15 protein-coding genes are annotated in these 19,203 nt (G+C 65.0%); 4 read left to right on the top strand and 11 right to left on the bottom strand.

What is annotated here, in order from left to right; translation table 11 throughout:
• Window positions 1-44 precede the first annotated feature (44 nt).
• From QXZ85_RS01970 to QXZ85_RS01960, 3 genes are all read left to right on the top strand, one after another.
• Window positions 45-2,093, top strand: coding sequence for a hypothetical protein (locus QXZ85_RS01970; RefSeq protein ID WP_315706903.1), 2,049 nt, complete (start codon window positions 45-47; stop codon window positions 2,091-2,093).
• Window positions 2,094-2,254: 161 nt separating this feature from the next.
• Complete coding sequence (locus QXZ85_RS01965; protein ID WP_315706904.1) at window positions 2,255-2,545, top strand: hypothetical protein; 291 nt, start codon at window positions 2,255-2,257, stop codon at window positions 2,543-2,545.
• 100 nt (window positions 2,546-2,645) lie between these two features.
• A complete protein-coding gene (locus tag QXZ85_RS01960; RefSeq protein WP_315706905.1) occupies window positions 2,646-3,269 on the top strand; it encodes a 2OG-Fe(II) oxygenase family protein in 624 nt (207 codons plus the stop codon).
• 12 nt (window positions 3,270-3,281) lie between these two features.
• Here the strand turns inward: QXZ85_RS01960 and QXZ85_RS01955 are convergent, their stop codons facing one another.
• The gene (locus QXZ85_RS01955; RefSeq protein ID WP_316173495.1) at window positions 3,282-5,912 is read right to left on the bottom strand and encodes a spermidine synthase; all 2,631 of its coding nucleotides are present in this window, start codon (window positions 5,910-5,912) and stop codon (window positions 3,282-3,284) included.
• A 169-nt stretch (window positions 5,913-6,081) separates the two neighbouring features.
• Between QXZ85_RS01955 and pncA the strand changes: the two genes are divergently transcribed.
• Window positions 6,082-6,705 carry a bifunctional nicotinamidase/pyrazinamidase gene (gene pncA / locus QXZ85_RS01950; protein WP_315706907.1) on the top strand — a complete coding sequence of 208 codons (624 nt, stop codon included), beginning with the start codon at window positions 6,082-6,084 and terminating at the stop codon, window positions 6,703-6,705.
• A 15-nt stretch (window positions 6,706-6,720) separates the two neighbouring features.
• Here pncA and QXZ85_RS01945 read toward each other — a convergent pair whose 3' ends face one another.
• The 10 genes from QXZ85_RS01945 to QXZ85_RS01900 all read right to left on the bottom strand — a co-directional run bounded on the left by QXZ85_RS01945 (window position 6,721) and on the right by QXZ85_RS01900 (window position 18,963).
• On the bottom strand, window positions 6,721-8,274 hold the full coding sequence (locus QXZ85_RS01945) for a hydantoinase/oxoprolinase family protein (RefSeq protein WP_316168316.1): 1,554 nt from the start codon (window positions 8,272-8,274) through the stop codon (window positions 6,721-6,723).
• Window positions 8,275-8,277: 3 nt separating this feature from the next.
• Window positions 8,278-9,378 (bottom strand): DUF917 domain-containing protein, encoded by a 1,101-nt coding sequence (locus QXZ85_RS01940; RefSeq protein ID WP_315766816.1) that lies wholly within the window; start codon window positions 9,376-9,378, stop codon window positions 8,278-8,280.
• The gene (locus QXZ85_RS01935; protein ID WP_315706910.1) at window positions 9,375-10,061 is read right to left on the bottom strand and encodes an AroM family protein; all 687 of its coding nucleotides are present in this window, start codon (window positions 10,059-10,061) and stop codon (window positions 9,375-9,377) included. The genes QXZ85_RS01940 and QXZ85_RS01935 overlap by 4 nt, the downstream gene beginning before the upstream one ends.
• An 8-nt stretch (window positions 10,062-10,069) precedes the next feature.
• Window positions 10,070-11,155 carry an ABC transporter ATP-binding protein gene (locus tag QXZ85_RS01930; RefSeq protein ID WP_316168315.1) on the bottom strand — a complete coding sequence of 362 codons (1,086 nt, stop codon included), beginning with the start codon at window positions 11,153-11,155 and terminating at the stop codon, window positions 10,070-10,072.
• Entirely contained in the window at window positions 11,152-12,213 is a 1,062-nt protein-coding gene (locus QXZ85_RS01925) for an extracellular solute-binding protein (RefSeq protein ID WP_315706912.1), read from the bottom strand. Before QXZ85_RS01925 ends, QXZ85_RS01930 begins: the two co-directional genes overlap by 4 nt.
• Before the next feature lie 14 nt (window positions 12,214-12,227).
• Window positions 12,228-13,112 (bottom strand): ABC transporter permease, encoded by an 885-nt coding sequence (locus QXZ85_RS01920; protein ID WP_316173497.1) that lies wholly within the window; start codon window positions 13,110-13,112, stop codon window positions 12,228-12,230.
• Between the two features lie 11 nt (window positions 13,113-13,123).
• Window positions 13,124-13,999 carry an ABC transporter permease gene (locus tag QXZ85_RS01915; RefSeq protein WP_315765096.1) on the bottom strand — a complete coding sequence of 292 codons (876 nt, stop codon included), beginning with the start codon at window positions 13,997-13,999 and terminating at the stop codon, window positions 13,124-13,126.
• On the bottom strand, window positions 13,999-14,781 hold the full coding sequence (locus QXZ85_RS01910; protein ID WP_315706915.1) for an IclR family transcriptional regulator: 783 nt from the start codon (window positions 14,779-14,781) through the stop codon (window positions 13,999-14,001). Before QXZ85_RS01910 ends, QXZ85_RS01915 begins: the two co-directional genes overlap by 1 nt.
• A 151-nt stretch (window positions 14,782-14,932) precedes the next feature.
• Window positions 14,933-18,481 carry a molybdopterin cofactor-binding domain-containing protein gene (locus QXZ85_RS01905; protein WP_316173500.1) on the bottom strand — a complete coding sequence of 1,183 codons (3,549 nt, stop codon included), beginning with the start codon at window positions 18,479-18,481 and terminating at the stop codon, window positions 14,933-14,935.
• Window positions 18,478-18,963 carry a (2Fe-2S)-binding protein gene (locus QXZ85_RS01900; RefSeq protein ID WP_315706917.1) on the bottom strand — a complete coding sequence of 162 codons (486 nt, stop codon included), beginning with the start codon at window positions 18,961-18,963 and terminating at the stop codon, window positions 18,478-18,480. The genes QXZ85_RS01905 and QXZ85_RS01900 overlap by 4 nt, the downstream gene beginning before the upstream one ends.
• Between the last annotated feature and the right edge of the window lie 240 nt (window positions 18,964-19,203).

The following is a 19,203-nucleotide window of genomic DNA, read 5'->3' as shown; positions in this document are numbered from 1 at the left end:
GCGCTTTCGTTTTGCACTCGTGAAAATACTGTAGGGGCGACTACATGGTTCCATCTTCCAGGAAGATCCTGCTGACAGCGGCCTCGGTCTCGCTGGCCTTGACGCAGGGTGCCAGCGCCGATGAGCGCTGGGGCGAAAAGCATGAAGGGCACAGGGGCAATCCCTATGTTGCCGGCGATATGCACAACCACAATACCTGCACCGACGGTTCGGTGGCGGCCGGCTACTCGATCGATCGTTCAGTCGGCACCGGCACGGCCGCCGCGGGCGGCAACAACTTCAACCTCGACTGGTTCACGCTCGGCAACCACGGCGGTTCGGGCAACCGCGACTGTCGCTTCAGCGATACCAGCGCGAACATCCCGGGCGAAACCACGACCACCTGGAGCCAGACGCTCGGCCAGACCATCGACGGTATCACCATCACCAGTCTGAAGGGCACGCCGAACGGCAGCGGCACCGGTCAAACGATGTGGCGCTGGCAGTCGATCAAGGAGGTCGAGTATCCGATCATCGTCAACCGCACCTCGATGTACGACAAGGTGCTGGTCGAAGGCCTGGAGTGGATCGTTCCCGGTCATGAGCACACCGACGTCGCGGTGATCGCGGGCCAGAATCCGCGCGGCTACGGCAATGCCGACAAGATGGCCGAGTTCGAATACCGCTATGATCGTGCGGACACCGACGCAATCGGCCCTGTCGACGCCAGCAATAAATCGATCTGGAGCGGCAAGGACAACGTCAACAATTCCGGTACTGCCGGACACGGCAAGGCCATCGCCGGCATTCAGTGGTTGCAGGCGAACTACCCGCTGACCTCCTATGCGGTTCCGACGCATACCGAGCGCCAGGGGCCGTTCAATCCGAACAGCTCGGCCGGCTACAACATCGAGCACTTCCGCGACTTCAACAATGCGGGCCCGACGGTGGCGTTCGGCATCGAATCGCCTGGCCATATGGCGCAAGGCGGTCTGAAGGGCGGCTCGGGATCCTACGGCACCGGCGCAGTCGGCGGCGGCACCTACGGCATGGCCGGCGTCTACACGGCCAAGGTCGGCGGTCTCTGGGATGGCATGCTCGGCGAAGGCCGCAACACGTTCGTCTATGTGAGCTCCGACTGGCACAATCGCGGCGCCTTCGGTGCGCGCGACGCTGCGACGACGTCGGACTTCATTCCGGGCGAGTACACCAAGCTCTACGTGCCGAACACGGAGAACTTCCGTGCACAGTCGATCATCGACGGCATGCGCTCGGGCAATTCCTACTCGGTCAATGGCGACATCATCGGACCTGACCTGAAGTTCCGCGCCAAGGGCGAGTGGGATTTCAACTGGAAGACGATGGGTGAAACGCTCCAAGTGTATCCCGGCGAAAAGATCGTCGTCGAGATGCAGCTGACGATCCCGGCCAAGAACAACAGCCCCTACAGCTTCAACAACCCGCTGTTGGCGCAGGTCGGCATCAACCAGCCGCTGAATCAGCCGTCGCTCGATCACGTCGACCTGATCACCAGCGACATCACCGGTGTGATCCAGCCGGGTGCTCCGGGCTACGCGGTGGCGAACGCCGGCGGCACCGCCGGTGCGGCGATCGTCTACAATGCGTCGGCCAAGATCGCCAAGCAGATCAACGCCACCACGATGAAGAGTCAGAAGCTGAAGGACGGGTCCACCCGGCTGAGCTTCACGACGACCTTCACCGCGACCAAGACGCCGTTCTACATCCGTGCACGCGGCACCAACATCCCGGTTGCGACGCCGAACGTCACGGACAGCGCCGGCAACCCGCTGCTCGACGTCAACAATACCAACGTCAGCTGCACGGATGCGGCCTGTCCGGCGCATCTCGACGTCGTCAACGGCGTCAAGAAGGTGACCTACGACGTCCAGGCCTACTCCAATCTCTGGTTCTACGCGAACCCGATCTTCGTCCGGCCCTTCGGCTCGCCGAAGCTTCTGGTCGAGAAGAATGCCGAGCTCGCGCGTAAGTTGGCCGGAGATCACCACCACCATAACGACTGGGATCATTGGGGTCATTCGGGTCAATGGGGTGACTGGGCCTCGAACGACCGGGACGACAACGACCGCGACTGAGTTCTAGAGCGTCGGATCCGGCGGGGCATCGTTGCCGGTGCCTCGCCGGATAGATGGTTTCACTTCCTGCGCCGGATTTGCGTCCGGCGCTTCTCTTTGGAGAGCGTGTCTTGCGAGAGCGTCCCGATATTGTTTGGAGAATACTTGCCGGTATCGTCTTTATGGCCGTCGGCGCAACAGCCTCGGCAGAGGAAGAGCCGACGCGAGAGGCCTGCGACGCGGCCGTATCGGAAGCCCGCGTGCTGGCCGAGACGTTCCCTGCCGAGGATGTGTCGCGCTATTTCGCCGAGCGGCACCTGCATCAGGCGCTGGTCGAGGCCGGCAATGGCGAGTTCGACGATTGCCTGGAGGCGGCCGAACGGGCCACCGTGGAGCTGCGCGAACGCCGCCACAGCCTGAAGCCCGGCGAGCGCCTCAACGTGCTGCAGGCGAACGAAATACCGCCGCGCTGAGAGCAAGGCATCGATGTGCGGCCGGGCTGCACTGTCATTCGGGTGTCATGCTCCTGCGCACATTGTCCGCCCGAGTTCAATCCGCCGGACGCCTTGAATCATGGATCAGATCGAGCCGCTTTTTCCGATTCCCTTGATGCGCTCGCCTGGTCTGTTGAGTGCGGAGCTGAAGGACGCTGCCGTGGCGGCCATCCGCGGCGCCAAGATCGAGACCAATCTGCGGTCCGGGCAGCTGTTCCACACGCAAGTCGCCGATCCCAGTAACAACAACCTGTTTCAGACCATCGCGGAGCTGGCGGTTCCGAAGCTGGTCGACTTTGGCGAGCTGTTGTTCGGCGAGAAGCTGAAATGGACCGTCAAGGAGATGTGGACCAACATGCTGGAGACGGGCGGCAACCAGACTTTGCACGCCCATGCCAACAGCTTCATCTCCGGCATCTTCTATCTGACGCCGTCGCATCCAGCCAGCAATACAGTGTTCGTGCGGCCGCCCGGCGGCTATGACTTCTCCTTCCGGCATCATACGCGGAGTGCGGCAGTCGGTCCGTACAACGCCGGCAAATACATGGTACCGGAGGTCGAGGCGGGCGACCTCGTGCTGTTTCCGAGCTATCTCTATCACGAGGTGCCGCGAAACCAGGGCGACCAGCGGATCACGATCGCCTTCAACGCCATTCCCGATCATCTCGATTGCTGGGGCTATCGGGTCACCTTTGCGCCATAAACCAATGAGCGCTTAGCGGCCGAACTCACGTGCCAGCAGCTCGCGCGCATCGCTGCGCGCCGGCGCAGCCGCGGCGATCGCCTGCAGCAGGTGCTGTGCTGCAACTCGGTCGGAGCCCAGCAATGACCTGGCCATGCCGATCAGCGGTCCATAGGCCGGATCGAATTCAGGGCTGAGGCGGAGCGCCGCCAGGAGACCCGGCGACGCGGCCTCGATCAATGCCTTGCCACGCGGGTCTCCGGGCAGGGCGGCCCCGGCCTCCAGGAAACGATCGCGGGCGCGCCAATAGGCGCGCAGCCTCTCGCCAAGGTCATCGCGCTGCGACTCCGCGAGCAACTCGGCCGGATCGGGCTGGATGGTTCTGATTACCGAGAGCAGCAGCGACCAGGGCGGCGCCGTCAATGCGACGACATTCCGGCGCGCATCAAAGGTCACGAAGGGATAGTCGTCGGTATTGCGCGGACCTTCGCCCGCGAAGGCGGTAAGCGCGCGCGGTCCGCCGACATACTGTCCGAGCAGATCGATCGGCGTCTCGAAGCCGAGCGGCGTCAGCACGGTGCGATGGCCGGGATCGCGCAGTCGCGCAGCTACCGCGGCGAGATCGAGATCACCCGCACCGGCGGGACCGATCAAGGCCAGCATCGGTGTGCGAACGCTGTAATGATTGAGCCAGGCCGATCCGTTCGGATAGATCGCCAGGAAGCTTCTGATGATCGCGCGCAAGGACGGCAGGTCGAGCTGATAGAGCGGCAGCCATTGGCAGAAGATGCCGCCCTGCGCGAGCCGTCGTTTGACAGCTGCAAAATGCTCGGTCGTGTAGAGCGCGCCGCTGCCATCGAGCGCCGGGTGAAACAGGTCGGCGACGATGACGTCATAACTGCGGTTGTCCGCAACAACATAGCGGCGTGCATCCGCGACCGTGATCGGCGGCATGCGATCGTCCGCCGCCAGATTGGCAAAGTAGGGCAACAGCTCCACCACTTCGCGCGACAGCTCGACGCCGTGGACGTTGACGCCCGGCATATGCGCAGCCCCGATCACCGTGGCGCCGGTCCCGATGCCTAGGAACAACGCGCTCTGCGGCGCCGGATGCAGCAGCAGCGGCAACGTCGCCTGGCGATAATCGGAACGGCTCGAACTGGTACCGCCCATCCGGAAGTGGCCGTTGATCTCGAGATAGCGCGTGCCGGAGGCATCATCGACCACGCTTGCGGTGGCCATCGGTCCTTCGCGCATCGCGAGCAGCGAACCGCCCGCGGGAACGCGTGTGAGCAGCGGTGTCGGATGGAGCCCCAGCACCAGCGCGGCGAGGACGGGTGCTGCCGACCACGCCAGTGCCATCCGACGCGGCGGCAGGAGCAGGAGATAGCCGAGCGCGACGGGGAGCAGCGCCGTCCATGCGCCGAGCCCGGGAATCAGGATTTGTGCGGTAACCAGTGGCGCCAACGCCGCCCCAATGCTGTTGATGCCGACCGCCCATCCGAGCGACCCGCGCTGATCGCGCGCATGCTGGGCCAACTGCCCGAACAGCGCGCCCATCGCGGCTGCAGGCAGCAGGAATAGCGCCATCGCCACGGCAAGCTCACCGATGATCCCCAACTCACGCGCTAATTCCGCGATGTACGGGATTGCCGGAATGAGGAACGCCGTGACCAGACAGGTCAACGACGTTAATCCCAGCAGCCGGCCGTCACCGCCGTCGCGCGCGCCGCCGGCCATGCGCTGCCAGATCAGTCCGCCTCCCGCGGCGCCCAGCAGATAGGCCGCAAGCAGGCCGGCAAATGTATAGACCGTATCCTCGAGTACCTGGGCCGCGAGGCGCACCACCAGCACCTCGAATGCGATGCCGAGAAAGCCGGTCGCAAACAGCGTCAGCATGAGCCGCAGATCGCCGATGTTCCGGGGCTGTGTTTGTGCGTCTTTGGGCTCGACCGGCTGTGCGACTCGAGTCAGCGCAAGCACGCCGAATGCACAGAGCAGATTGATGCCGGCGAGAGATAGAAGCGTGCCGGAGAAGCCGACCGTAGGGATCAGCAGGAAGGTGGCGGCCAACGTGCCCGCAACGGCGCCAGCGGTGTTGGCACCGTAGACGCCGGCGCTGACGCGCGGATTGCCCCGCAACTCGCGCGTGATCCGTTCCAGGGCGGCGAGCGTGCCGCCCATCGCGACCGTTGCAGGCAACAGCGCGAGGGTTGGAAGGGCGAAGCTTGCAGCCCACAACAGGGCTGGCGCCGGCTCCGTGCCGAGCAGGGGGGCCAGCGCGCGGCCCGCAGCGGGCAACAGCCAGATTGCGACGACGCCCCACAGCCCGATGACGATTTCGAGTGCGGCATAGGCCAGGGCCGGCGAGCGCGTGCGCCGGATCAGGCCATCCAGCACGAAGGCGCCGAGCGCGAGGCCAGCAAAAAAGCCAGCGATCGCGCCGAGCACGGCCATCATCTCCGTGCCGAGGGCGAGGCTGAGCTGCCGCGTCCACACGATCTCGTAACCGAGCCCGGCAAAGCCCGAAGCAGCGACGATCGGGAGTAGGGCCCAGCTTGCCGGGGCTCCGCGCCTCTCAGATGCCGCAAGATTAAGGCCGGTTGCTTTGAAAGCTTGCGAAGCTGCCGAATTGCGATCGGTATCAGATGAGACGGTCGTCATGGGCGTGCTTGGGAACCTCACAGCGGCACGCTGCAACCCGCTGCGTATCCCGTGCGTCCGTGTCTTATGGGCGCGCCATTTGACAGAAATATTAAACGGCCGCTTGCGGTTGGCTCCTCCGCTCGCCATGCTTGGATATCGACAATAATCAGTGCAGGTTGCGGAGATCATGCAGATACGCCCGAGCGAGGATTTGCTGCTCGTCATCGACATCCAGAATGATTTCTGTCCGGGAGGGGCTTTGGCCGTCGGCGATGGCGATGCCGTGGTGCCCATCGTCAATCGCATCGCTCAGCAATTCGATCACGTGGCGCTGACCCAGGATTGGCACCCGGCAGGCCACGGCTCGTTTGCCTCGAGCCATCCCGGTGCCGCGCCATTCGAGACGACCGCCATGCCTTATGGTCCGCAGACGTTGTGGCCGGATCACTGTGTGCAGGGCACGCCGGGCGCCGCGTTCCACGCCAGGCTCGACACCGATAGAGCGCAGCTGATCATCCGCAAGGGCTTTCGTCGCGCGATCGATTCCTATTCGGCGTTTTTCGAGAACGACAAGATCACCCCGACGGGCCTCGCCGGCTACTTGCGCGAGCGCGGACTCGCGCGCGTGTTTCTGGCCGGGCTCGCCACCGATTTCTGTGTGCACTATTCGGCGATGGATGCACGGCGGCTCGGCTTCGAGGCCGTGGTGATCGACGCCGGCTGCCGGGCAATCGATCTCGGTGGCTCGTTGGCGCGCGCCTATGCCGAGATGGGCGAGGCCGGGGTGCTGCGGATTGCCGATCTTGCCTGATCGAGAAGCGACGGCTTACGCCGCCGCATCGACATTCGGATCGGCGATCGCGCCGGCAACGCGCACACGCACGCGCAGCGCATTGCCAGGGAGATAGGCGATCGGCATGTCCTCGACATCGACCGTCTTCAGGCTCTCGCGCGCGGCGCCGGCCTGCACCGCGCGATCCTCGGCGATGCCGCGCGCCGCCGCAATCGCCTCCTCGCGGGAGAGATCGCGGAATACCTGGTCGGCCTCGCCGCTGACTTGCGCAATCGCCGCGCCCACCGCATTGGCGCAGTCGCCGTGCGGCACCCGCACAATCTCGGAAATGCCGGGCAGCCGATCGGGGACCAGGAAAGCGCCGCCGCCGACCGCGAGCAGCGGCACATCGCCGGCCTCGGTTTTCATGCGGTCGATGTCGTCGGCGAGCTTGCGATGGGCATCGGCGAGCGCGGCCTCGATCAGACCCCTGCCCAGCTGCGCGAGGCGCGTGCGGTCACCGATGTCGACGAGGCCTGCTGCAACCGCGATATCGGTGGCAGTGAGCCTGCCGCCGCCAAACACCAGCGCGTCCTCCGTCAGCCGGTAGCCGACACTGAGCGGGCCGACGCGGACCGGATCCTCATCCACATGGCTGCCGCCACCAAGGCCGATCGAGAGCAGGTCGGGCATGCGGAACAGCGTTCGGACGCCGCCGACCTCGACCACCGCATTGGCTTCGCGGGGAAAGCCGTGGCGCAACTGGCCGATGTCGCTGGTCGTACCGCCGACATCGACCACCATTGCATCGTCGAGGCCCGAGAGATAGGCCGCGCCGCGCATCGAATTCGTGGCGCCTGAGGCGAAGCTCATCACCGGAAAAGCCGTTGCGATCTCCGCCTGCATCACGGTGCCGTCGTTCTGGGTCAGGAACAGCGGCGCATCGATGCCGGAATCGGCGATCGCCTTGCGAAAGGCGGCCACGGTCGTCACCGCGAGATCGTGAAGCGCGGCATTCAAGAGCGCGGCGTTCTCGCGCTCGAGCAGACCGATGCGGCCGAGATCATGCGACAGGGTGACGGCGACGTCCGGACATATCTCAGAAAATATCTCGCGTGCGGTGGTCTCGCAGCTCGGATCGAGCGGCGAGAAGGACGAACTCACCGCGACCGAGCGCAGCCCCCGGTCCTTGACCTTCCGTGCAGCAGCCTTCAATCCGGCGACATCGAGCGGCATGAAGGGGCGGCCGTCATAGTCGTGGCCGCCTTCGAGCATGAACACTTCGCCACTCACCAGCGCGGCGAGATCGGCCGGCCAGTCGCAGAAGGGAGGCAGAGAGGCGGAGGCGGGCATGCCGATGCGGACCGCGCCGATCTTCTGCACGTGCCGACGCTGCACGACCGCATTGATGAAATGCGTGGTGCCGATCACCACCGCATCGACCGGCACCGCTGCCGCGGGCTTCGTGCGCAGCAGCTTCAGCGCGGCGAGAATGCCCGAGGTGACGTCGGCGGTGGTTGGGCATTTGACGGAATGAACCACCTTGTCGTCCGCAATCAGGACGGCGTCGGTGTTGGTGCCACCGACATCGATACCAATACGCTTCATCAATCAAACTCCGGGGGGCGCAAACAGCGACCTAAAATCGAGATCATAACCAAAGGCGCGCGGGCCGACGAATTCGAGCCCGCGAGGGCTGGTCAGCACCGCGGGCGCGGGCAGCGCCACCACGGTGACGCGCTGGCCGTAGCGGACCGTCTCAGTGCCGATGCCGTGGCCATTGACGCTGTCGAGCACGCAGATCAGGTCCGGCGACATCGCGATCGCCTCGCCATCGCGCCAGGCGACGATCCATTCGTTCTGGAACGACAGCTTCAGCTTGGTGCCGCGATCGGCATCACTGCCCTCCACGACCGCGCTGCCACGCAAAAAACCTTCGGTGGTACGGCGCGCCACGTCGACGATCTTGCCGGTGAACAGCCTCTGGCCGCCCTCGCAGGCAAGGACCGCCGCGATGGGATCTTCGTGACGATGATTGGCCTGTTGCACCGCTTGGCCGATGCGGATCGCCTTCGTGGTGGTGAAATGAATGCCCCAATCCTTGACCTCGCGCCCGGTGCGCGGCGCCTTGCTGGTGGAGGCGATCGAGCCCATTTCGACGCAGATCTTGCGGCTCGCACGCTCCATCCACTTCCAGCTCGGGACCTTGGTGACGACGGCCTCGATGCCGCGGGGATCGTAGAGCGTGCAGGGGTAGGGGCGCAGGTCGCCGATTGCAACCGACGTCATCTGCGCCTCTGGGAAGGCGCGGCCCATGCAGTCGGCGTCGACCACAGGAATGCCGAGATGAGCCGCGGCCATCAGCGCCTGCACGCCGTTGCCGCCGCCGATCTCGACCGACATCACCGCACGGAACTTGATATTGTTGATCTCCTCCTGCATCCGCACCGCGCGCGCGATGCTGCGGCTGTCGGCGAGCCGCTCCTGGCCGACCAGCGGCGCGCCCATGTTGGAGACCACCGCGACCCAGTCATCATCATCGAGATCGAGCGGCGACATCAGCTGCACGCGATGGCCTTCGGCATAGAGCCGGCGCAGATTGAGCAAGCCAAGGTAAGGACTGCCGCCGCCGCCGGTGCCGAGAATCCACGCGCCGACCGCCAGCGCCTCGATCTCTTCGAGGCTGATCGTCTTCCGTTCGGCCGCGCTCACGAGATCAGCTCCTCGATAACTCGTGCGGCCGCCGCGATCGACAGGATCACCGGTCCCGGATAGTGCTGACGCACCCGCGCCTTGTTGGCGCTGCTGTAGCTCATGCAGTCGAGCACCACGAGATCGGGCTGTCTGCTCGCCATCTCTTGCGCGGCCGCGTCGACCGCCGCATCGTCCGAGCCGGGCTGCAGCGTAACGCCGACCACCTCGACGCCTTCGCGCTGCCATTTGCCGGCGATCAGCGCGGTCTGCTCCGGCAGTGGCGAGAACACGCCAAGCCGGCCCTTCGGCAGCACGGCTTCGACCATCCGATGCAGCACCGCGGAGGGCAGGATCACCAGGCCATCCGGCGCAAGGTTGGGGAATTTGCCGGTGCAGGCCAGCATCGTCACATCGATGCCCTCCTGTTTGAAGCGTGCGAGCTGCGCGTTGGCGCGACCTTCGACCGCCTTTTTGCTGATACGGACATTGTCGCCATTGGGCAGCAGCGTGAACAGCGAGTCGGCGCCATCAACCGGCGGGATCGCATCGATCTCCTCGCGGCTCATGCCATCGAGCGCACCGCGCAATTCGATCGCAATCCCTGGCGACAACACGGCGGCGATCTCCGCCTGCACCGAGGGCCGGGGGCTCTGTCCGATCACCACGACGCCCATGCGCCGGTGTTGAAGTGGCATGTTCATGTTCAGAACTAATCCTTGAGGATGACGAGATCGGCAGGCGTCCAACCCAGCGTGACCGGAGCGCCGGGTGCATAAAGCTGCGCTGCGCCCGCATTGGGCTGCTGCGCCAGGACGCGATGGCCGCTCTCGAGCGCAATGCGATAGAGCACGGCGCCGCCGAGGAAATTGGTGCTCTCGACCGTGCCGTTCGCCGCTGCGCCTTTGACTGATCCCGTCGCATCGTTTTGCGGAGCGATGCGGATCTTCTCCGGCCGCAGCGCCACCGACAGCACGCCGCCATCAGCGGCGGGGGCGTCGGGCAGCGTCAGCAGCAGGCCGTTGCCGGCCGCAATCCCGGCTTTATCGCCGATCGAGACGCACGGGCCGCGAAAGATATTGGTGTCCCCGATGAAGTCGGCGACGAAGCGCGTCTGCGGGCGATCATAGATCTCGACCGGCGTGCCGACCTGTTCGACCCGGCCCGCATTCATCACGGCGATGCGATCGGACATGGCCAGCGCCTCTTCCTGGTCGTGGGTCACGAAGACGAGCGTCAGTCCCAGGCTCTTCTGCAGCTGCTTGAGCTCGAACTGCATCTGCTGGCGCAGCTTCTTGTCGAGCGCGCCGAGCGGCTCGTCGCAAAGGAGCACGCGCGGCTCAATCACGATGGCGCGGGCCAATGCCACGCGCTGCTGCTGGCCGCCGGACAGCTGCGCCGGCCGGCGATCCTCCATGCCGGAGAGTTCAACCATGGCCAATGCGGCCTTCACCTTGGTCGCGATCGTCGCTTTGTCGACCTTGCGCATGCGCAGGCCGAAGGCGACGTTCTCGGCGACGGTCCGGTGCGGGAACAGCGCATAATTCTGGAACACCATCGCCATGTCGCGCTTGTGCGCAGGCATGTAGGTGATGTCCGTGCCGTCGACGCGAATTTCGCCCGAGCTCGGGGTGTCGAAACCGGCGATCATGCGCAAGGTGGTGGTTTTGCCGCAGCCGGACGGGCCGAGCAGCGAGAAGAATTCGCCCGCCCTGATATCCATCGCGACCGCATCGACGGCGCGGACGCCGCCGTCGTAGACCTTGCTGACCTCGGCGATCTCGATGGCCGCGCTCATGCCCGGAAGATCCGGTTGACGCGGCTGTCGATCGCATCCTTCTGGGCGTTGTACCATTTCCAGTCGACCTGGATCAGCTTGGAAACCTTCTCCGGCGTGGTCAGGAGCTTGGCGTCGTATTTGGCCTCCAGCTTCACCTTCTTGTTCGCGGGCGAATACCAGACGGTCTCGGCAAGCCGCTTCTGTACCTCGGGCCGCAGCATGTAGTTGACGTAGGCGTTGGCGAGCTCCTTCATCTTGCTGCCGGGCGTGATCGTCAGCACCTGCTCCAGCGATAGCACGCCTTCGTTCGGCGTGATGAAATCAATCGGCTGGTTCTGCCCGTCGTAGCGGTAGATGCCGGAATCGTGGATGACGCCGAGACCGACTTCGCCCGACAGGAAGAGCTTCTCCATCGCGCCGGTGAAGTCGACCAGCTTGATCGGCTTCAGCTTTTCCAGTGCCGTATAGGCGGCATCGAGATCGGTCTGCCCCTTGCCATAGAGCGTGCCGCACATCATCAGGAAGGCCTGCCCGAGGCTGTTGACCGGGATCACATACCCGCCGCGGACGCCGTTATACTTCGCGTCCCACAATTCCTTCCAGGAGGTGATGGGACCGTAGCCCTTATCGGTGCGCATTCCGAGCCCGATGGCGCTGGTGAAGATGCAGATTCCGGCGATCTTGTCGCTCACGGCATAGGGGTAGACATCGGCAATGTTCGGCACCAGCTTCGGATCGATCTTGGGTTCGACCAGGCCCATCTCGACCGCGGCCCACTGCTCGTTGGAGTTGGTATGCAGGACGTCATAGATCGGCGCAGAGCGCGAGCTCGCCTGCAGCTTCGGCAGGAACGGCAGCGCCGTGTCGGTCCTCAGCTTGCATTTGAATTCCTTCTCGAACGCCGGTCCGATCTCGGCGCTCATCACGTCGCCCCATTTGCCGCCCCATCCGGTGATGTTGAGCACCGGCTCCTCGGCGCGCGCGACGTAGGGCGCGGCGAGGAGGCCTGCGCCGAGCGAAGCGCCGGCGGCGAGCAGATGGCGACGGCTGAGATGCGGGCGCGATGAGGGCGTCATGTCCAAGATCTCCGTTACAGTTTGACGGTGGAGCGCAGGCCGACGGTACGGTCGAGCGCGATAACGACGAAGAAGGCGAGCAGGATGGAGACAACTGAGGCGGCGCCGATGGTGCCGTCAAGGTCGAACTTCAGATAGTTGAACAGCGTGATCGGCAGCGTCTCGTTGCCTGGCGACACCAGGAACAGCGAGACCGGAAACTGATCGAACGAGACGATGAAGGCGAAGATCGCGCCCGCGAGCACGCCCGGCTTGACCAGCGGCAACGTCACTTCAAAGAACGTGCGCGCTGGGCTCGCGCCGAGATTCTGCGCGGCTTCCTCCAGCCTGATATCGAAATTATGCAGCACGGCGAGCGTGGTGCGGACGACGTAAGGGATGGTGACCAGCGTGTGGCCGGCGACGAGGCCCCAGAGCGGCCGGCCGACATCGAGCAGCACATAGGCCTGGAAGAGGGCGAGTCCGGTAAGGATCGCCGGCAGCATCAAGGGAGACAGCATGGTGGCGATGATGACCCGCGCCCCCGGAATGTTGCCGCGCGCGATCGCGAGCGCGGCAGAGGCGCCGAGCACGGTGGCCGCCACGGTCGTCAAGACCGCAACTTCCAGGCTGAAGATCAGCGCGTGCATGAAGTCGCGTGCCGAGAAGAACTTCTCGAACCAGCGCAGCGAGATGCCGACGGGCGGAAACTGGATGAACGGCGTGGGATTGAGCGCGAACACGAAGACGATTGCGATCGGCGCCAGCAGGAACACCAGGACCGCGATGTTGGCCGCAAGATAGATGGTGCGGCCGGTGCGCCGGGGGACAGGCCGACGGCTTGATGCCCGAACCGCGGGGCTCGCGCTCGCGAGTCCCTGTTGCGCCATGGTCCGCGAGGGCGTCACTGATGTGGTCATCCATCACCCTCCTACTGCAGCTCGCGCTGGCCGGAGACCAGTCCGAGCATATGGTTGTAGGCGATGACGAGCATGAACGAGATCGCGAGCAGCATCATGCCGAGGGCCGCGGCAAAGCCGATGTTGAAGTTCGCCGAAATCTGCTGATAGATCAGGATCGGCAAGGTCATGATCTGGAAGCCGCCGAGCAGGATCGGCGTCACATAGGCGCTGATCGCGAGCGCGAACACCAAGAGCGAGCCTGCGAGAACGCCGGGCAGGCTCAATGGCAAGGTCACCTCGAGGAACGCGCGCAAGGGGCTGGCACCGAGATTTTCCGCCGCCTGTTCGAGCCGCTCGTCGATGCGGCCGATCACGCCGGTCAGGGTCAGCACCATGAACGGCACATAGATGTGGACCAGTCCGATGATGATGCCGGTCTCGTTATACATCAGTTGCAGCGGCTTTCCGATGAGGCCGAGTGAGAGCAGAATCTGGTTGATCACGCCCTTGTCGGACAGCAGCGTCATCCAGGCGAAGGTGCGCACCACGATGCCCGTCAGCATCGGCGCCAGCACCGCCATCAACAGCAGGGCATGCCCGGTCCGGCTCTTGATCCGCGCCATCCAATGCGCCAGCGGATAACCGATCACGAGCGCGATCAAGGTGGTCCAGAGTCCGATCCGGATCGTGGTCCAGACCACGTCGAGATAATAACTGTCTTCGGCGATCCGCGCGTAATGCTTGGTCGTCCAGGCGACGTGCGGCATCACCACCGGATTGCCGGTGAGCAGGCTCATCACGGCCATCAGCCCGATCGGCAGAAAGAAGAACAGCGCGAACAGAAGCGCACTCGGCAGGATCAATAGCGCGAGGCCGTTGATGCGGGGCCCGGCGGTGCGGCGCATCAGGATGCCAATCCGGCGCGGCGCTCCAGGGGCTGTCCGAGCGGATCGCCGGTCAGGCGCCGCAACTTCTCGGCCATGGCGGCAAGCTCGCGGCGGACGATGGCGCGCTCGATTTCCGTCGTTGCCTGGACCGAGTAGGAGATCGCGATACCGATCAGCTCGCGGGTATCGCCGCTCGCCAGCGCGAAGCCCTGCGAGCCCACGCCCTCGATCGCCTCGTCGGCGGCATCGGAGACGCCGGTGCGGCGGATTTCGTTCAGGCGAGCCATTAGCTGTTCGAAATTCTGCGGCGAGTTCGCCGGCACTTTCGGATAATCGAGCGGCACCCGGGCGCGGATCTCGGGGTCCGACAACCGCGCCAGCATCGCGCGGCCGTTCGAGGTGATGATCGCGGGTGTTCGCTGCCCCGGCGGATTGACGACACGCAGCGGATTCGATCCCGGCACGATGCGCAGGACCACCTGCTGGTAGCCGTCAAGCACCGCGATGTAGCCGGTGTGGCCGGTGCGCGCGCAGACCTCGCGGAGCTCGTTCTCCGCCGTGGCGATCAGATCGTCATGGGCGCGGTGCAACCGTCCCAGCTCGAAGGTCAGCAAGCCCGGTCGGTAGCGGCGGCTAATCGGGTCCTGCTCCAGCAATCCGCAGTCCCGCAACGACCGGAGCAGCCGCGAGGTCGAGCTCTTGGGCTTACCGGTCAGCGCCTGGACGTCGGCGAAGGAGAGGTTCGGCCGCTTGGTGGAGAAGCAGCGCAGGATGTCGATAGCGGAGGTGAGGGCGCTCATGGTTGGATCCATTCAGTTCCAAATTCCGGAACGTGGTGCCGAATTCTAGGATTGAGGTAATGCGATCCGCAAGACGAAATATCCAGCAACGGGTGATGCACGATTGCGCAAGCCGCTGAACAACGTCCGCGTGTGGCGTGCGAGGGGCCGGTCAGGGCGGTCGGGTGGACCGGATCCGGCTGATCGTCGCAGCGATGTCCTGCCAGGCCGGCTTGTCGGGCGCGAATTGGCGGCGGAGATAGGAGACAAGATCGGCCAACTGTGCGTCGCTGAGATGCGCGCCGAATGCGGGCATGTAGCCGAGATCGGATGAAGCGGGCTTGGTGATGCCGTGCAGGATCACCTGGATCAGATTGTCGGGCGTTGCACCGTGCAGATTGCTGTTCAGTGACAGCGACGGACGGCTGCCGAATAGCGCCAGGCCACCGACCTCGTGACAGACCGCGCAGGCGCCGAGATAGAGCCGTGCCGCAGGGGAGGAAGCGGAGGTGACCTTGGTTTCGGCCTCGAGCTTCTCGGCGCGCTGCTGGAGTGTGGCGGTCCCGGGTTGCGCCTCCTGGAATGAGGCGAGATAGATCGCCATGGCGCGGATGTCAGCGTCGGGAACGCCGGTCAAATCCTTGACGATCGGGGCCATCGGTCCGGCCGCCACACCATGGAAGCGCGACTGACCGGTGCGCAAATACGCGTAAAGCTCGTCCTCGGTCCACGGGATCGGCGCTGCGGACAGCGAGGTGAGCGCCGGCGCCTCCCAACCCTCGGCAAAGCCGCCGGCAAGATAGGCGTTGCGCTGCTCGGCGCCGAGCGCGTTGCGCGGCGAATGGCAGGCGCTGCAATGGCCGAGGCTCTCGACCAGATAGAAGCCGCGATTCCACTGTTCGGATTTGGTCGGATCGGGCTTGAACGTGGCCGTGTCGTGGAACAGCGCGTTCCAGCCGGCGACCAAGGGGCGCAGATTGAAGGGAAAGCGCAGTTCGTTCTCGCGTGCCTGCTGATGTATCGGCGCCTGTGCCATGAGATAGGCGTAGAGCGCCTGCAGATCGGCCTCGCTGGTCCGGGCGTAATGGGTGTAGGGGAAGGCGGGATAGAGCTGCCGGCCGTCCCGGTGCACACCTTCGCGCATCGCGCGCTCGAAAGCCGGATAGGACCAGGCACCGATGCCAGTCTCGGTATCGGGCGTGATGTTGGTGGTGAAGATGGTGCCGAACGGCGTCTCCAAACCGCGGCCGCCCGCATTGACGATTCCGCCGTCTGCGGTGTGGCAGACCGCGCAATTGCCGAGCGCGGCGAGCTGCTCGCCGCGCGCGATCGTCGCGGCCGAATAAACCGACGGATCGGGCGGTGCGATCGGAGCGATGGCGCGCCAGGGCATGGCCGCGGCGACGATGCTCACCGCCGCCGCACAGGTCGCGGCTATGCTTGCAACGAGCCCAGTGCGTTTGGCGAACGGCTTGGTCCAGATGGGACGTGATTTGTCTGCAGTGGGGCCGGCCAACGATTGACTTGCCGGCGTCTCCGCCGGCGCACCGCGCAGCCCTTGCAGGATGCGCTCCGGCGTGAACGGCGGTTCGCGGAACCGCACGCCGGTCGCATCAAAGATCGCGTTGGCGATCGCAGCTGCGCTCGGCACCGAGGCGGATTCGCCGACGCCGAGTGGCGGCTGATCCGGCCGCGGCAGCATCAACACGTCGATCTCAGGCACGTCGGGGAAAGTAATGATAGGGTAAGCGCCCCATTCCCGCGCCGCTACATGGCCGCGCGCGAACGGCACTTGTTCCATCAGTGCTCGGCTGGTCGACTGGATGACGTTGCCTTCGATCTGATGGCGTACGCCATCCGGATTGATCATCAACCCGGAGTCCTGTCCGGCGACGACGCGGGTGACGCTGACATCGCCGGTCGCGGTATTGACGGCGACGTCCGCGATCCATGCCGACCAGGCTGCGCCGTAGCCCGGAAATTTGCTGTGCACGTAGAGCGCATAGGCAAAGCCGCGTCCGCGCACGACATCGTTTTCAGGCGTCTTCTCTTCCCGTGCCGGCCGCGGCACCCAGCCGGCGCGCTCGGCCACCGCGTTGACCAGCTCTCTGGCGCGCTCGTCCTTCAGATAGCGCAGCCGGTATTCGATGGGGTCGGCGCCGGCTTCCGCCGCGAGCTCGTCGATATAGGATTCATGCGCGAAGGTGTTCGGCAATGCCGAGACGCCGCGAAACCAGGAGGCGCGCACGATCGGCGGCATGTCATGCGCGGTGACGCGCATATGGTCATAATCATAGGGTGGGATCGCGGTGCGGTCGCCCATCTCCGACACGATGGCGTCGGGAGAGACACGGCCGGTCAGCAGCAGCGCCAGCGTCGGGGCGCCGTTCGAGGGATAGCGCGTGGCGAAGTCGTAGGCCGCGACCGAACCGTCGGCGGTGAGGCCGCCGCTGACGTCCATCAGCTGCGCCGTACCTTTGGGCTCCCAGAGATGCTCCTGCTCGCGCGTGAGCTGCACGCGCACCGGCCGACCCACCGCGCGAGAGAGCAGGAGCGCATCGGCGCTGACGTCATCGGCGCAGTTGCGTCCGTAGCAACCGGCCGCCTCGAGCCTGATCACCTCGATGTCGTGCTCCGGCCGCTCGATCAGCCGCGCGAGATCGCTGCGCAAAATGTGCGGGTTCTGGGTGCCGGAGTAGACCTGGACGTGATCCTTGCGATAGTCGGCGACCGCGCAGGATGGCCCGATCGAGCCATGCATCTGATAGGGCCAGAGATAGGTCCGCCGGATCGGCTTCGCCGCAGCGTCGATCGCGCTCTCGACGTCGCCCTTGTCGAGCAGCTTGCGCGGCCGCGAGGGATTGGCGCGCAGCGCGGTTTCGACGTCGCAGAGATCGCGCAAAGCGGGTGTTGGCTTCCAGCTGACCTTCAGCTTTTCAGCGGCGAGAGCCGCATTCTCCTCGCGCTCGGCGACGACGCCGACGAAGTCACCGATCACAACGACATCGATCAGTCCCGGGACGTCGCGGACCGAGTCTCGGTCCACGGCCTGCAGGCTGGTGCCGACGAATGGCCCCGCATCGACGCCGGCGTAGGGCGGCCGGATTACACGGCCATGCAGCATGCCGGGGACGCGCACATCGTGCACATAGGTCAGTTCGCCGGTCGCTTTTGCCGGCAGATCGACGCGCGGCATCGATTTGCCGACGATATTGTAAGCGCCGGCGAGTTTCACCGGCGTGTCATCGGTGAGTTCGAGCCGGATCGTCTCGTCGCCGATCAATTCGCCATAGCTGAGCGTGCGGTTGTTGGGGCCGCGGATCAGGCCATCCTCGACCGCGAGATGATCGACAGCGATGCCGAGCCGTTCGGCGGCGCGCGCCAGCAGGAAATGGCGCGCCTGCGCCGCCGCCTTGCGCAGCGGTACGGCCGTGATCTGGATGGTTTCGCTGGCGATCGTCGCGCCTTGATTGGGCACCCGAGTGGTATCGCCGAGCACCACGACCACGCGCGCAAAGGAGACATCGAGCTCCTCGGCGACGATCTGTCCGAGCGCGGTGCGGATCCCGGTGCCGAGATCCACGTGACCATTATAGGCCGTGACCTCACCGGCGGCCGTGATCCGGATGAAGGTTTCGGACCCATCGCCACCAGCGGCCGAGCGCACCACCGACAGGAAGCCGGCGAGCGCGCCTTTCACGTCTGATCCGCTCTTCGTCATCGATCCAGCGCCTCGAGCGCATAACCGGCGGCGCGCATCGCAGCGCGCATGATCTCGACATGGGCACCGCAGCGGCAGAGATTATAGCGGAGCGCCTCGCGGATCTCGTCTTCCGAGGGCTGCGGGTTGACGGCGAGCAGCGCCTTCGCTGTCATGATCATGCCGTTGAGGCAATAGCCGCATTGCGCAGCCTGCTCGGCGATGAACGCCTGCTGCACGACGTCGGGGTGCTCACGCGAGCCGAGTCCTTCCAGCGTCGTGACGGTGCGGCCGACGCAGCCTTCGACGGGAATCACGCAGGAACGTGCCGCCCGGCCGTCGATCAATACGGTGCAGGCGCCGCATTCGCCGAGACCACAGCCATATTTCGGGCCGTTCAGCGTAAGGTCGTTGCGCAGCACGTAGAGCAAGGGCGTATCGGGCGCGGCCGCGACATCATGCGCTTGGCCGTTGACGGTCAGGCGGAGCGTGACTGGCGTCATCCCTTCGGTCTCAACATCTGCTATCGTTAACAAAGGTTGCGGCGCGGCTCATCTGCCGAGCGTATCGTTTGTATACTAACATGCAAGGGGCGCGTTTCGCACTGCAGCGTGTGCACGATTTCTCGTCATTGGGCGAGGCAAACTGATCGTTTATCCGGCAAAGCGGTTTTTGCGTTGCGGCGGCGCTTGACAGTCGGTCGCTGCGAACATCATCATTCGTATACGAACGAATTTGCCGCG

It is taken from the genome of Bradyrhizobium sp. SZCCHNGR1005 (genome assembly GCF_032489995.1).
Lineage (GTDB): Bacteria > Pseudomonadota > Alphaproteobacteria > Rhizobiales > Xanthobacteraceae > Bradyrhizobium.
Note: the sequence above shows the minus strand (reverse complement) of the source record. Positions and strands in the feature narration are given on the sequence as shown.

Excerpts from the sequence above, each read along its gene's own strand:
- QXZ85_RS01970 (WP_315706903.1), top strand. The coding sequence starts at position 45 with ATGGTTCCATCTTCCAGGAAGATCCTGCTGACAGCGGCCTCGGTCTCG.
- QXZ85_RS01965 (WP_315706904.1), top strand. The coding sequence starts at position 2,255 with ATGGCCGTCGGCGCAACAGCCTCGGCAGAGGAAGAGCCGACGCGAGAG.
- QXZ85_RS01960 (WP_315706905.1), top strand. The coding sequence starts at position 2,646 with ATGGATCAGATCGAGCCGCTTTTTCCGATTCCCTTGATGCGCTCGCCT.
- QXZ85_RS01955 (WP_316173495.1), bottom strand. The coding sequence starts at position 5,912 with ATGACGACCGTCTCATCTGATACCGATCGCAATTCGGCAGCTTCGCAA.
- pncA (WP_315706907.1), top strand. The coding sequence starts at position 6,082 with ATGCAGATACGCCCGAGCGAGGATTTGCTGCTCGTCATCGACATCCAG.
- QXZ85_RS01945 (WP_316168316.1), bottom strand. The coding sequence starts at position 8,274 with ATGAAGCGTATTGGTATCGATGTCGGTGGCACCAACACCGACGCCGTC.
- QXZ85_RS01935 (WP_315706910.1), bottom strand. The coding sequence starts at position 10,061 with ATGAACATGCCACTTCAACACCGGCGCATGGGCGTCGTGGTGATCGGA.
- QXZ85_RS01930 (WP_316168315.1), bottom strand. The coding sequence starts at position 11,155 with ATGAGCGCGGCCATCGAGATCGCCGAGGTCAGCAAGGTCTACGACGGC.
- QXZ85_RS01925 (WP_315706912.1), bottom strand. The coding sequence starts at position 12,213 with ATGACGCCCTCATCGCGCCCGCATCTCAGCCGTCGCCATCTGCTCGCC.
- QXZ85_RS01920 (WP_316173497.1), bottom strand. The coding sequence starts at position 13,112 with ATGACCACATCAGTGACGCCCTCGCGGACCATGGCGCAACAGGGACTC.
- QXZ85_RS01915 (WP_315765096.1), bottom strand. The coding sequence starts at position 13,999 with ATGCGCCGCACCGCCGGGCCCCGCATCAACGGCCTCGCGCTATTGATC.
- QXZ85_RS01910 (WP_315706915.1), bottom strand. The coding sequence starts at position 14,781 with ATGAGCGCCCTCACCTCCGCTATCGACATCCTGCGCTGCTTCTCCACC.
- QXZ85_RS01905 (WP_316173500.1), bottom strand. The coding sequence starts at position 18,481 with ATGACGAAGAGCGGATCAGACGTGAAAGGCGCGCTCGCCGGCTTCCTG.
- QXZ85_RS01900 (WP_315706917.1), bottom strand. The coding sequence starts at position 18,963 with ATGACGCCAGTCACGCTCCGCCTGACCGTCAACGGCCAAGCGCATGAT.